The 13,453-nt window shown below is 59.3% G+C and carries 7 protein-coding genes and 1 tRNA gene; 5 read left to right on the top strand and 3 right to left on the bottom strand.

Annotated features, from left to right (window positions below; translation table 11 throughout):
• Nucleotides 1–41: 41 nt before the first annotated feature.
• The 3 genes from QFX07_RS03405 (at nt 42) to QFX07_RS03415 (ending at nt 6,141) form a co-directional block, all read left to right on the top strand.
• Nucleotides 42–4,364: an amino acid adenylation domain-containing protein gene (locus QFX07_RS03405; protein WP_279754178.1), complete on the top strand. Its 4,323-nt coding sequence runs from the start codon at nt 42–44 to the stop codon at nt 4,362–4,364.
• Between the two features lie 456 nt (nt 4,365–4,820).
• Nucleotides 4,821–5,174, top strand: a complete 354-nt coding sequence (locus tag QFX07_RS03410; RefSeq protein ID WP_279754177.1) for a beta/gamma crystallin-related protein — start codon at nt 4,821–4,823, stop codon at nt 5,172–5,174.
• A gap of 97 nt (nt 5,175–5,271) precedes the next feature.
• Nucleotides 5,272–6,141 (top strand): hypothetical protein, encoded by an 870-nt coding sequence (locus tag QFX07_RS03415; RefSeq protein WP_279754176.1) that lies wholly within the window; start codon nt 5,272–5,274, stop codon nt 6,139–6,141.
• Between the two features lie 83 nt (nt 6,142–6,224).
• Here QFX07_RS03415 and aceE read toward each other — a convergent pair whose 3' ends face one another.
• Complete coding sequence (gene aceE, locus QFX07_RS03420) at nt 6,225–8,957, bottom strand: pyruvate dehydrogenase (acetyl-transferring), homodimeric type (RefSeq protein WP_279754174.1); 2,733 nt, start codon at nt 8,955–8,957, stop codon at nt 6,225–6,227.
• Between the two features lie 490 nt (nt 8,958–9,447).
• Between aceE and QFX07_RS03425 the strand changes: the two genes are divergently transcribed.
• Nucleotides 9,448–9,520, top strand: a tRNA-Val gene (locus QFX07_RS03425).
• A gap of 195 nt (nt 9,521–9,715) precedes the next feature.
• Complete coding sequence (gene gndA / locus QFX07_RS03430) at nt 9,716–11,188, top strand: NADP-dependent phosphogluconate dehydrogenase (RefSeq protein ID WP_279740232.1); 1,473 nt, start codon at nt 9,716–9,718, stop codon at nt 11,186–11,188.
• Nucleotides 11,189–11,398: 210 nt separating this feature from the next.
• On the opposite strand, the gene epsC is transcribed toward gndA, so the two are convergent.
• Both epsC and cysK read right to left on the bottom strand, forming a co-directional pair.
• Entirely contained in the window at nt 11,399–11,983 is a 585-nt protein-coding gene (gene epsC / locus QFX07_RS03435) for a serine O-acetyltransferase EpsC (protein ID WP_005507433.1), read from the bottom strand.
• Nucleotides 11,984–12,248: 265 nt separating this feature from the next.
• Nucleotides 12,249–13,184: a cysteine synthase A gene (cysK, locus tag QFX07_RS03440; RefSeq protein WP_279754173.1), complete on the bottom strand. Its 936-nt coding sequence runs from the start codon at nt 13,182–13,184 to the stop codon at nt 12,249–12,251.
• Nucleotides 13,185–13,453 lie beyond the last annotated feature (269 nt).

Here is a 13,453-nt window from a genome sequence, read left to right on the forward strand (position 1 = left end):
TCCTTGACTCAGACCCCTGATCCAGACCTTGAGAGGCCACCATGGGCGTAGCTGATACTACCGCAGCCGCTAGCTTCGGGACTGCTTCCTACCTTCGCACCGCCGCGAACCCCTCCGCACAGCATAGTGCTGACAGTCCCTGGCTGCCGCTGACCACTAACGCGCGCGGCATCTATTTTGCCGCCGCGATTGACCCGACGAATCCCTGCTACAACACCGCGGAGGTTCTGCAATGCCCCGCAGACACCGACCTCGCTCTGCTGCGTGAGGCTTTTGAGCAGCTCTACCGCGAGAACGAGGGCTTCCGCGTGCGCACCCGCATTGCCGATGGTGCCGCCTCCCAGCAGATTCTGTCGCTTGAGGCATTCCTCGCGGGCATTGACCTGCTCGTGGATGAGGGGGATCTGAACGACACCGCGGAGGCGGGGGAGGAGAACATCTCTGACCTGCCTAACTCTGACTTGCCTGCGCCGGTGCGCACCTGGGCACAGCGTCTGCTCGCCCAGCCCCTTACCACCGATGAGGGCGTGACCGTACGCAGCGCTGCAGTGCGTTACGACGGGTTCCTCTGGGTGTACCATTCTTTCTCCCATGTGGTTGCTGACGGGTTCGCGGCGTTCAACGGTCTCTCCCGCGTGGCGGCGATATACCGTGCCCTGTCCGCAGGCCAGCCGGTCCCTGCAACCCGCCGCATGAGCCTGCAACAGCTGCTCGATGCCGACGATGCTGCCTCAACCTCCCGTGACGAAGACGTCGCCTTCTGGGAGGCGAGCGGCGCCCTGGAGCAGGAAGATACCTCCCTGGCGGGTCGTACAGCTTCCCCGTCGGCGCGGTCTGTGCGCCTGGCGTTCAGCATTGACGTGCCCACCCAGCAGGCTCTGCTGGATGCGGCAAAGCAGCACGCCGTCTCCTGGCCGGTGTTGGCGACCGCTGCCGTGGGCTCGTACCTGGCGCGTGTGGGCGGCTACTCGCAGGCTTCGTTCGGTGTGCCGCAGATGAACCGCATGTTCGCCCGCACCCTGCCGGAGGCGACCCGCGCCCTGGGTGCGGCGAGCGCGCAGACCGGCTGTACCGCGGTGAACGTTCTGCCGGTGCAGGTTGCGGCGACCGGTTCCATCGCGGAGTCCCTGCACTCGGTGAAGGAACAGTACGCCCGTAACGCTGAGCATCCGCTGGCTCGCCAGGAAGACCTGGAACGTACCGCACGTAACGCCCAGTCCAGGCTGTTTGGTGCGCAGATTAACGTGGTGCCCTTTGACGCGGTGCTGCCGCTGGCGGCGCCCTCCAAGGACGAGTCCGGGGCCCCGGTACCGACCGCGCGCATTCACAATATCTCCGCCGGTCCCGTTGCTGACGCGACCTTCACCCTGCGCGGCATGCCCGGTCGCGGCAACAGCATCTCCTGTGAGATTGACATGAACCCGGCGCTCTATACCGCCGAGGAGCTGGAGCGCCACGCCGCCCGCCTGAGCGAGTGGCTGCCCGCCTACGCCGCCGAAGCGCAGCGCGAGGGCGCCTCCCTGAACAACCTGGGTCTGGCGACCAAGGCTGAACTGGCGACCCTGCGCGAGCTGACCGCCCCGGCGCGCACCGAGCACCCGATGGAGTACAAGACCCTGCTGGGTCGTTTCCGTGACGCGGTGGTGGCACATCCGCAGGCGCTCGCCGTGCTGGATTCCGCCCCCGCACCCGGCGAGGTACTCACCCCCGAGTCGGAGCGCGCCTACGCCTTCGACCGCGCCCTCACCTACGCGGAACTGGATGAGCGCGCCCGTGCGCTTGCCTCGCAGCTGCTGGACTGGGGTGTTCGCCCTTCCGATGCGGTGGGTCTGCGTGTGCACCGCGGTGTGGAGCAGTACGTGGCGCTGTACGCCCTGCTGTACGCCGGCGCCACCTATGTGCCGGTGCTTCCGGATCTACCCGCCGAGCGTGTGGGCGTGATGATGGAGGATGCCGAGTGCTCCCTGCTGTTGCACGGCCCCGGCCTGCACCCGCTGAGCGCGGAGGCTCTGAACCCGCAGGAACCGCAGCGTCATGTGAACCTGCCCCAGCACGTGCTGTCTGAACAAACCCTGCCGTTGCTGAGCACTAACGATCCCGCCCTGGCCCCCTCCTCAGCACCCGCCGCTGATGAGCTTCCGGGAGTGAAAACCGGTCTGGACGAGGACGCTTACGTGCTCTTCACCTCCGGCTCCACGGGTCGTCCGAAGGGCGTTGCCATTAGCCACCGCGCGATTGATAACCGCCTGCGCTGGCAGCAGCACCAGATTCCGGTAGGGGAGGGTGACCGCATTCTGCACAAGACCCCCATCTCCTTTGACGTGCACGTGTGGGAGCTGTACTGGCCGCTTGCCGAGGGCGCCGCCGTGGTCATTGCCGCCCCGGATGGGCACCGCGACCCCGCCTACCTGGCGCGCGTGATTGCCGAGCAGTCCGTCACGGCGGTGCACTTTGTGCCGACCATGCTGTCGGCGCTGACCTCGTCGCCGGCGGCGCGCCGCATCCTGGCTGATGCCGGCTTCGGCCAGGGTCGAGAGCAGCCCCTGCGCTATGTGGTCTGCTCGGGCGAGGCCCTGCAGAAGGATCAGGTGCAGGCGGCGGGCGAGGTTCTGGGCGTGTACCCGCTGAACCTCTACGGCCCGACCGAGGCGGCGGTGGACGTCACCTTCTGGGAGACTTCCACCGACCCGCAGCGTGAGAGCGTGCCCATTGGCGAGCCGGTCTGGAACACCGGCACCCTGATTCTTGACCCGACCGGTCACCCCGTGCCGGTGGGTGTGACGGGTGAACTGCACCTGTCGGGTGTGCAGCTGGCGCGCGGCTACAAGAACAACCCGCAGGCGACCGAGGCGGCTTTCGTGGAGCAGACTCCCGACGGTGTGCTCGCGCTGCTGAACGGTGAGAGTCAGCGCCTGTACCGTACGGGCGATTTGGCGTGCTGGGAGATTCTTCCCGATGGTCGCGCCGTCATTGGCTACCGTGGTCGCACGGACTATCAGATTAAGGTGCGCGGTCAGCGCCTGGAGCTGGGCGATATTGAGATGGCCCTTGCCGCGGTTGAGGGCGTAACCGCTTCGGTGGCTCTGCTGTACCGCGGTCTGCGTGAGCCTGCCCTGGCGGCGGTGCTGGAGGTGGGCGACGTGCCCGCCGAGCGTGCCGAGCAGCTGGTGGAAGCAGCGCGCGAGCATTGCGCGCAGGTTCTGCCGGACTACATGGTTCCGACCCTGTGGCACACCCTGCCTGCGTTGCCGGTGAGCCCCTCCGGTAAGGCGGATCGCAAGTTGTTGGCGACCCTCGACCTGACCCCTCAGACTTCTGACGCTGAGGGCCCGCACGGTCTGCTGGAGCAGCAGCTGTGCTCGATTATTGCGGGCGTGCTGGGTCGTGAGCGTTTCGGCGTGGATGAGGATTTCTTCGCCTCGGGCGGTCATTCGTTGGCGGCTCTTGAGGTGATTGCCGCGGTTGAGGAGCAGCTGGGCCTGAGCGTGAGTATCGGTGCGCTGTTTGCGCATCCGACCGTGCAGGCGTTGGCGGCGTCCATTGCGGGCGAGCGTGGCGAGGGCGCGGAGTTCGCGCCGGTGCTGCCCCTGCGTGAGCAGCCTGTTGCCTCCGATACTACCGAGGCCCCCGCGCCGCTGTTTATTCTGCCGCCTGCGGGTGGTTTGGGCTGGTGCTATGCGGGGTATCTCTCGCATCTTCCGGCTCAGCAGGGTGTGTATGCTTTGCAGGCTGAGGCGTTCTCTGACCCGCAGGCTGGCTTCGCATCGAGCCTGCAGGAGCTGGCTGAGGGTTACCTGAAGCTGATTGAGAATACTCTGGCGGAGCGTTCGTTGCCGCGTCGTTTTGCGTTGATGGGCTGGTCTGTGGGCGGTACTGCCGCGGTGCAGGTGGCAGCTTTGGCGCAGGCTGCGGGTGCTCAGGTTGAGCGCGTCATCCTGCTGGATGCGTATCCTTCGGAGCAGTGGCAGGGTGTGCCTGCGCCTGATGAGCAGGAGAGCTTCCGCGCGCTGCTGCGTATGGGTGGTTTGCCGGAGCCGGCGGCCGACGAGCAGCTTGATTTGCTGGGTACGTTGGAGCGTTTGCAGCGGGCGGGTTCGGCGATGGGTTACCTACCGGAGGAGAAGTTGGGCGTGTGCTTGGGTAGTATGCGCGCTTCGGCGGCGTTGATGCGTGGTGCTGAGCAGGCGTTCTTTGATGGTGATGTGTTGCTGGTGGGTGTGCCGCATGAGGATCAGCCGTACCTGGATGCGGCGGGTTGGGCGGCGCATGCGTCGTCGTTCCGTGCGGTGTTGCTGGAGGGCACGCACCCTGACCTGGTGAATCCGGCGCGTCTGGCGGAGGTGACCGGCCACTTCGCCAGCTAACGCTCTATAACTGATTTCCCCATAACTGATGTAGCCCGGAGGTAATAGTCGTTACCTCCGGGCTACATCGGTTAAAACATGCGGTTGAGGTAAAAACGAATGCCCCCGGTTGATGAATCATCAACCGGGGGCATCGCTTTATTATCACAAAGAGTATTTTTTAGTGATTTTAGTCACATAAAATATTTGTGCAAAAAATTATCAGTACGCAAATGGTGTAAAATACCAAATTTTACAGCCCTTATTATACATGTACTCTTAGATTTTGTGACACATGCCTCATTCGTTGCTTGAAAAGACTCCTTAATGAGTGCTACATTGTAGCCACCTCTTAAATATGATTCCGATTACATAGAGAGGGATTGTAGCTAAGAGAACGACTTGGTATACACCAAGCCGTAGAATGTATTTCACTCACGCAGAAGGATATCCTTCTCAAAACACTAGGAGTTTACGATGAAGCTCTACAAGGCTCTTGCAACCGCGATGGTTGCAACGGCAGCTACCATGGCAGCGATGCCCGCCGGTAACGCCGCAGTCTTTTACGACTGGCGCAACTATAACGAGGCAGGCGGTATTCACGACACCCACGGTAACTGGGCTGTGCATCACCTGGGCGATATGAATGATCGCGTATCTTCCATCCGAAGCCATGGCGAACATTACGTCGTTTATCAGGATGAAAACTACCAGGGATTCTCATTCGATGTCAATTATCGCGACTTCAACAGCCTCGAAGGTTTCTATGAAGGTCGAAATTGGTGGAACGGAGACTGGAACGATAAGATCACTTCCCTTCACCGAAAGTAATTTCCCCGTATAGATGGTTGGGTGGCGTGGTATTGCATAAGTACTATGCCACCCAACCATAAAATATATCCCCTTGTTGTTCTTGAAAGGAAAAATCATGAACCTCAAGAAATTCTTTCAGCCCGCAATGGCCATAACATTTGCATTCACACTAGCGTGCACATCCTGTTCTACAGGCCCGCAACTAGAACGTGATGAAACAGCCCAAGCAACTCTAGACTATAAAAACAACCAAATCATTACTCCACTCGAAGAATACAATGACATTTTCGATGAAAATTCCCAGTATTACAATCAAGCCTTGGAAATTCTCAGGCAGCGCTGTTTCGCAAAACACGGCCAATCCTACGAAATATATATCCCGGATGTAGAAGATAGGAAATTCTTTTCATCCGGTCGCGAGTTTGGTCTCTGGAACCCCGAATACTCCGCCAAATATGGAAACTACAAGCGATTTGGGAATGCACCATCATCGGGGGGCTATGACACAAAAATCATGGAACAGTGCATGCCTGAAATCTTAGCCACGTTGAAAGAGATTGCGGGCATCAGCCTCGAAGAGCAAAGTGGCCTCTCAGAAGCCTATCGTCGAATCCACGGCCAATCCTATGCAGCTGCCATGAATCATCCCGAATGGAAAAAATACCGTGAAGCATGGTGGAAATGCCTATCGGATAAAGGTTTAACACCACGAAAGGGCGACGAAGAATGGGGTACAAAAGAGCTATCAGATGCAACCCGCGCTAGCGGTGATGATAATGCCCCTGCATCGGAAGAAGAAATTCGGCTCAGCGTCATTGAAGCACAATGCAGTAAAGATACAGGAATGGCTCAAGGTCTTGCCAATCTTGTAGCCTCATACCAAAAACCACTCATTCGAGATAACGAAACAAAACTAGAAGAACAGCGACAGCAGAAATCAGCAGTTAATCTTCGGTATAAAGAGTGGGTTCTCAAAAACCAATAAATAGAAGGTCCCCGGTTGATAAATCATCAACCGGGGACCTCGTTTAGCGTCTAACGCAGAACCGGGGTTCTACAGCTAAATGCTTAGTGCTGCTCCAGCTCGGAGTTAGCGTTCACGTTCAGCAGGTCGTACTTAGCGAATGCCTTCGCGGGGACGTCTGCTGCAACCTCGCCGCGCTTTGCCAGCATCTGCAGGGTGCGGACAACAACCGACTCTGCATCGATGTGGAAGAAGCGACGTGCACCCGGGCGAGTGTCTGCGAAGCCGAAGCCGTCAGCACCCAGGGTTGCGAAGTCGTTCGGAACGAACTGGCGGATCTGGTCGGGAACATCCGAGGAGAAGTCGGTGGTCGCGACGATCGGGCCAGCAGCGCCTGCCAGCTTCTGGGTCACGTAAGGAACGCGAGCGGGCTGGTTCGGGTTCAGTAGAGCCTCTTCCTCAGCGGCAATGCCGTCGCGGCGCAGCTCGGTCCACGAGGTGACGGACCAGACGTCTGCGGAGACGCCCCAGTCCTCAGCCAGCAGCTTCTGAGCCTTCTCGATCCACGGAACAGCAACGCCGGATGCCAGCAACTGTGCCTTGGGGCCGGAGGTCAGCGGGGACTCGCTGATCTTGTGGATACCCTTGATGATGCCCTCAACGTCAACGTTTGCCGGCTCAGCAGGCTGGTGAATCGGCTCGTTGTACACGGTCAGGTAGTACATGACGTTGTGGTCTTCGTCCTTGGTGCCGTACATCTGCTCGATACCGCGCTCCATGATGTGCGCAATCTCGTAGCCGTATGCCGGGTCGTAGATCTTGAACGCCGGGTTGGTGGACGCCAGGACCGGGGAGTGACCGTCAGCGTGCTGCAGGCCCTCACCGGACAGGGTGGTACGACCTGCGGTTGCACCGATGACGAAGCCGCGGCAGAGCTGGTCGCCTGCTGCCCAGAAGGAGTCGCCGGTGCGCTGGAAACCGAACATCGAGTAGAAGATGTAGATCGGAATCATCGGCTCGCCGTGGGTGTCGTAGGAGGTACCGATAGCGGTGAACGCTGCGGATGCGCCTGCCTCGTTAATACCCACGTGAACGATCTGGCCCTCGGGGGACTCGGTGTAGGTCAGCATGAGCTGGTGGTCAACGGGCACGTAGTTCTGGCCGTTGGGGTTGTACAGCTTAGCGGACGGGAAGAAGGAGTCCATACCGAAGGTACGTGCCTCATCGGGGGTGATGGGAACGATACGGTGACCGAAGCCCTTCACACGCATGAGGTCCTTCATCAGGCGGACGAACGCCATGGTGGTAGCAGCGGTCTGCTTGCCGGAGCCCTTCTTGGTCTGTGCGTAGACCTTGGACTCGGGCAGAGTAATCTCGGGCTGTGCGTTTGCACGGCCGGGGATGTAACCGCCGAGCTCCTTACGGCGTGCCTGCATGTACTGCAGTGCCGGGTGGCTTGCCTCGGGCAGGTAGTACGGCGGGTTGTACAGATCCTTCTCCAGCTCCTCGTCGGAGATGGGGATGTTCAGGTGGTCACGGAAGCCCTTCAGTGCTTCCATGGTGAACTTCTTAATCTGGTGGGTGGAGTTACGTGCCTCGAAGAACGGGCCGAGCTCCGCACCCTTAATGGACTGTGCCAGGATGACGGTGGGCTTGCCCTTGGTCTCCATAGCTTCCTTGTAGGCTGCGTAGATCTTCTTGTCGTCGTGGCCACCCAGGCGCAGGTTGAAGATCTGCTCGTCGGTCAGGTCTGCAACCAGTTCCTTGGTCTCGGGGTACTTGCCGAAGAAGTGCTCGCGGATGTAGCCGCCGTCTTCGCCGCGGAAGGTCTGGTAGTCACCGTCGAGGGTTTCGTTCATCAGCTGGATGAGCTTGCCGCTCTTGTCCTTCTTGAGCAGCTCGTCGTAGTCAGAGCCCCACAGGACCTTGATAACGTGCCAGCCTGCGCCGCGGAAGAATGCCTCAAGCTCCTGAACGATCTTGCCGTTACCGCGAACGGGGCCGTCCAGACGCTGCAGGTTGCAGTTGACGACGAAGGTCAGGTTGTCCAGGTGCTCGTTTGCAGCCAGCTGCAGTGCACCACGCGACTCGGGCTCGTCCATTTCGCCATCGCCCAGGAATGCCCAGACGTGCTGCTCGGAGGTGTCCTTGATCTTGTGGTTGTGCAGGTACTTGTTGAAGGATGCCTGGTGGATTGCGTTCAGCGGGCCCAGACCCATAGACACAGTCGGGAACTGCCAGAACTCAGGCATGCAACGGGGGTGCGGGTACGAAGGAATACCGTTTGCGCCCTTGGTCTTCTCCTGGCGGAAGCCGTCCATCTGCTCTTCGGTCAGGACGCCTTCAACGAATGCGCGGGAGTAGACACCGGGGGAGGAGTGACCCTGGAAGAAGACCTGGTCACCGCCACCGGGGTGGTTACGGCCGCGGAAGAAGTGGTTCTGGCCCATTTCGTAGAGGTCAGCAACACCTGCGAAGGTGGAGATGTGGCCACCAACGCCGATGCCCTTCTTCTGGGCACGCTGAACCATAATTGCTGCGTTCCAACGAATCCATGCGCGGTACTGGCGCTCGAGTTCCTCATCACCGGGGTACTCGGGCTGCTGGTCTGCGGGGATGGTGTTGATGTAGTCGGTCTTGACCAGAGTCGGAACCTTTACGCCCTTCTCACCAGCTTCCTTGAGCAGTGCGCGAAGGATGTACTCTGCACGCTCGGTGCCGTGAGTCTTGATAAGGTCCTCGAGGGACTCGGCCCATTCCTGGGTCTCTTCTACGTCGATGTCCTTGAGGCCATCAAGAAGGGTGCTCAGGGAGTGCTCGTTCGGTACGTTAGCCAAACTAATCCAACCTCTCTTCTGTGCGGTTGTGAGATTGCCCGCCCCGCCTTGTTGCGATGTCGAACAATCTTTATGTTTAAGCGATGTAGATCAAAGAGACCTGCTTCGCTTCTTATCTCTACTATCTTAGACCTAAAGGTGCTCCTCTTGGTCTCAAATGAAGGTTTTTGTGATGTGGGTTTCGCATTGTGACAATCTGGGTGGAAAATACGCGCATCAAAAGTACTGGTTAAGGTATTTTTGCACCTAAATAGCGCGGAATGATGGGCTTGGCGGAATGGCGCGGAATGAAGGGGTATGGCCTGCCTAAAAGGTAGTGGCCCAACATGGCTTGCCATGGCTTACTGTGGCTTAGTGTTGGGTATCGTGGGAAAATGAAAAAAATACTGAGATATAGAACACGTATTCAGGATTTGCATGTTGCTCCAGAAGTCCGTATAGTCTTTTCTTGTGTTCGCCACTGGAACGGAAACGAAACAGTGAGAACTATGGGTCTTTAGCTCAGCTGGTAGAGCGCCACGTTTACACCGTGGATGTCATCGGTTCGATCCCGGTAGGACCCACCGCTAACCCCGGTACCGCAAGGTACCGGGGTTTTTGTTTACCCTCGTACAGGCCCCCCAGAATGTTTCGCTCAGAGGTTAAAAACACTTCACTCAAGGGTTCAGAAGAAAATCCGGTCGGCAGCGCCAGCCCCCGGGGTATAAAACTGCACTCCACCTATATATAGTCTGCCCTAAGCGCGTATCCTTATATACATGACTGAAAACAAGAAGGCACAGATTGGTGTCACCGGCCTTGCTGTCATGGGCGCAAACCTCGCCCGCAACCTGGCACGTAACGGCTACACCGTGGCATTGCACAACCGTTCCGTAGAGAAGACCGACGCACTGCTGGCTGAGCACGGCGCAGACGGCGACTTCATCCGTACCGAGTCCCTGCAGGAACTTGTTGACTCCCTCGAGTCTCCCCGCCGCATCCTGATTATGGTCAAGGCGGGCGCACCCGTCGATGCAGTGATCGAACAGCTCACCCCCATGCTCGATGAAGGCGACATTATTATCGACGGCGGTAACTCCCACTTCCCCGACACCATCCGTCGCGAGCGCGCCCTGGCTGAAAAGGGTCTGCACTTCGTAGGCGTTGGCGTCTCCGGTGGCGAAGAGGGTGCTCTCTGGGGCCCCTCCATGATGCCCGGCGGCTCCGCAGAGTCCTACAAGCACCTGGGCCCGCTGCTCGAAAAGATCGCAGCGAAGGCACCTCAGGACGGCGCACCCTGCTGCGCATGGATCTCCACCGACGGTGCGGGCCACTTCGTGAAGATGGTCCACAACGGCATCGAGTACGCTGACATGCAGGTCATCGGCGAAGCTTACGACATTCTGCGCTCCATCGCAGGCATTGAGCCGGCACAGCAGGCAGAAATCTTCAAGACCTGGAACGAAGGCGACCTGAGCTCCTACCTGATTGAAATCACCGCAGAGGTGCTCGCACAGGTAGACGCAAAGACTGGCAAGCCCCTGGTCGACGTTATTGTTGACGCAGCGGGCCAGAAGGGTACCGGTCTGTGGACCGCTAAGGCTGGCCTGGACCTCGGTTCCCCCGTCTCAGCTATCGCAGAGTCCGTGTTCGCACGCGCCCTCTCCTCCTCCGAGCGTGAGCAGCGCGAGCAGGCACAGCGCGAACTGCCCGCGGGCCTGATCGCAACCACCGGCATCGGTGCAGGCGACCCCGAGTTCGTTGAGGATGTGCGCCGCGCACTCTTCGCCTCCAAGCTCGTCGCGTACGCACAGGGCATGGACCTGCTCACCCGTGCAGGTAAGGAATACGGCTGGGACCTGAAGCTGGACACCATTGCATCGCTGTGGCGTGCAGGCTGCATCATTCGCGCCGAGCTGCTGGGCGACATCATGGCTGCTTACGCTGATGAGGCTCCCGCGAACATGCTGCTCGCACCGGCGTTCAAGAACCTCATGGAGGAGCTCGTTCCTTCCTGGCGTCGCGTGGTGGCTAAGGCAACCGCACTGGGCATCCCCGTGCCGGTGTTCGCATCCGCACTGTCTTACTACGACGGCCTGCGCCGCGACCGCCTGCCCGCATCCCTGATTCAGGGTCAGCGTGACTTCTTCGGCGCGCACACCTACGGTCGTATTGACGAAGAGGGCGCCTTCCACACTATGTGGAGCGCTGACCGCTCCGAGGTGAACGCAGCGGACATTCACGTTCACTAAGCTCCCGTAGCTGAATACGTCAAAGCCCGCCTTCGGCTGGATGAGAATCCAACCAAAGGCGGGCTTTTATGTCTTGATATAGGACGCCACCGAGATGGGTCAGGGCGAGATGGGTCAGGGGCATCTTTAGGGTATAGCGGGGGAAGACCTGTAAGAACCTAGCTAGGAGCCTCCAGGTGCGCCTCTACCGCCTCAAAACGCTAACAAGCGCTAAATCCACATGGCGGGGTCAATATACTCCACAGCATCCACCAGGGGCTTCTTCTTCTCCGGGGTACGCGGGCGGTGCTTCGCCGGAATACCGGTAATAATCGAATCGGCGGGGTGATCGTTGACCACCACGGCGTTCGCACCAATAGCGCTATCGGCACCAATAACCACCGGACCCAGCACCTTAGCGCCGGCACCAATGGTCACGCGGTCACCAATGGTGGGGTGACGCTTCACCTTCTCCAGGGAACGACCGCCCAGAGTCACGCCGTGGTACAGCATCACGTCGTCACCGACCTCAGCGGTTTCACCAATGACAATGCCCATGCCGTGATCGATGAAGAAACGGCGGCCAATGGTCGCGCCGGGGTGAATCTCCACACCGGTCAAAAAACGAGCAAACTGCGAGAGAGTACGAGCCAGAGCCTTCGTCTCATCCTTCTGCCAGAGTTTGTGGGTCAGACGGTGAACCCAAATGGCGTGCATGCCCGAATAGTTCAGCGCAATCTCGACAGCGCCGCGCGCAGCAGGGTCGTGCTGGCGGACGTTCTCAATATCTTCACGCAGACGCGCAATAAAACTCATGGGTTCCCTTTCCCTCATCGGTCGTGTTCTGTGTATGCGACCCTTCCAAAGGTACCAACAACGGGACCCTTTCGGCTATTTCCGCCGCGACCCTCAGCGGGGATACGGCAAAGAATACGGGGCGACGGTTCACTGCGGGAGTAAAACCCTCTCAGGTAAGCGGTCACAAGAAACACCGCAAGGATGCACAAATGCCCCGCCCGCCGGGTGTAACCGGTAGACGGGGCGTAGTGCTATAAGCCCCTCCCGGGGCTCAGAAGCTCAATTAGCCGCGGATATCCTCGTACAGCGCGGTAGAGATGTAACGCTCACCGAAGTCGGGAACGATAGCCACAATTAGCTTGTCCTTGTTCTCAGACTTCTTAGCCTCCTCCAGAGCAGCCCAGACAGCCGCGCCGGAAGAAATACCGCCCAGAATACCTTCCTGGGTAGCCAGCAGACGGGAGGTGCGCATAGCGTCCTCAGCGCTGACCGGAGTCACTGAATCGTAGATGCCGCGGTCCAGGGTGTCGGGAACGAAGTTAGCGCCCAGGCCCTGAATCTTGTGGGGACCAACTCGACCCTCGGAGAGTAGCGGGGAGTCCTTCGGCTCAACCGCAACAACCTTCACGTCCGGGTTCTGCTCCTTCAGGTACTTGCCTGCACCGGAGATGGTGCCGCCGGTGCCAATACCCGCCACGAAAATGTCGACCTTACCGTCGGTTGCTTCCCAAATCTCCGGGCCGGTGGTGTTGTAGTGAATAGTGGGGTTTGCCTCGTTAGAGAACTGGGAGGCCAGGATAGCGTTCTCAGTGGTCGCAACGATTTCCTTAGCCTTCTCCACAGCACCGCGCATACCCTCGGTACCGGGGGTCAGCACAATCTGAGCACCGTAAGCACGCAGCAGCACGCGACGCTCAGCAGACATGGTCTCCGGCATGGTCAGGATGACGCGGTAACCGCGAGCAGCACCAACCATAGCCAATGCAATACCGGTGTTACCGGAAGTACCCTCAACAATGGCGCCGCCGGGCTTCAGCGCGCCCGACTTCTCAGCGGCGTCAATGATGGCGCGACCGATACGGTCCTTGACCGAGCCTGCGGGGTTGTAGAACTCAAGCTTGACCGCTACGTTACCGGGAAGACCCTCGTCCAGTCGGTTCAGTTTAACCAGGGGGGTCTGGCCGGTTGCTTCAACAATGCTGTTGAGAATCTTTGCCATGGGGTGCTCTCCTTTGTGAGCTTGGGGGAGGCCGGCCGCGTCGGGGGTCTCCATAATGAATAATCGGTTACGTGGCAACTCTACTACTCGCCAGCAACAGGTTTAAACCTGCAGTCACAGTTCGTAATAATGCCAAAGAAAAACCTCAAGGAACGAGGTTCAGGGAAGAGGGTACAGAAAAGCGCCGCACAACCCCTTTCTCAACAAAGGATGATGCATGTGCGGCGCTCTAGAAACATTATGTACCCCAAAAGACAACCTCAATGTAT

It is taken from the genome of Rothia similimucilaginosa, assembly GCF_029850985.2.
Classification (GTDB): Bacteria; Actinomycetota; Actinomycetes; order Actinomycetales; family Micrococcaceae; genus Rothia.

Coding starts and splice junctions, on each gene's coding strand:
- epsC (WP_005507433.1), bottom strand. CDS start 11,983: ATGAGTTTTATTGCGCGTCTGCGTGAAGATATTGAGAACGTCCGCCAG.
- QFX07_RS03405 (WP_279754178.1), top strand. CDS start 42: ATGGGCGTAGCTGATACTACCGCAGCCGCTAGCTTCGGGACTGCTTCC.
- gndA (WP_279740232.1), top strand. CDS start 9,716: ATGACTGAAAACAAGAAGGCACAGATTGGTGTCACCGGCCTTGCTGTC.
- QFX07_RS03415 (WP_279754176.1), top strand. CDS start 5,272: ATGAACCTCAAGAAATTCTTTCAGCCCGCAATGGCCATAACATTTGCA.
- cysK (WP_279754173.1), bottom strand. CDS start 13,184: ATGGCAAAGATTCTCAACAGCATTGTTGAAGCAACCGGCCAGACCCCC.
- QFX07_RS03410 (WP_279754177.1), top strand. CDS start 4,821: ATGAAGCTCTACAAGGCTCTTGCAACCGCGATGGTTGCAACGGCAGCT.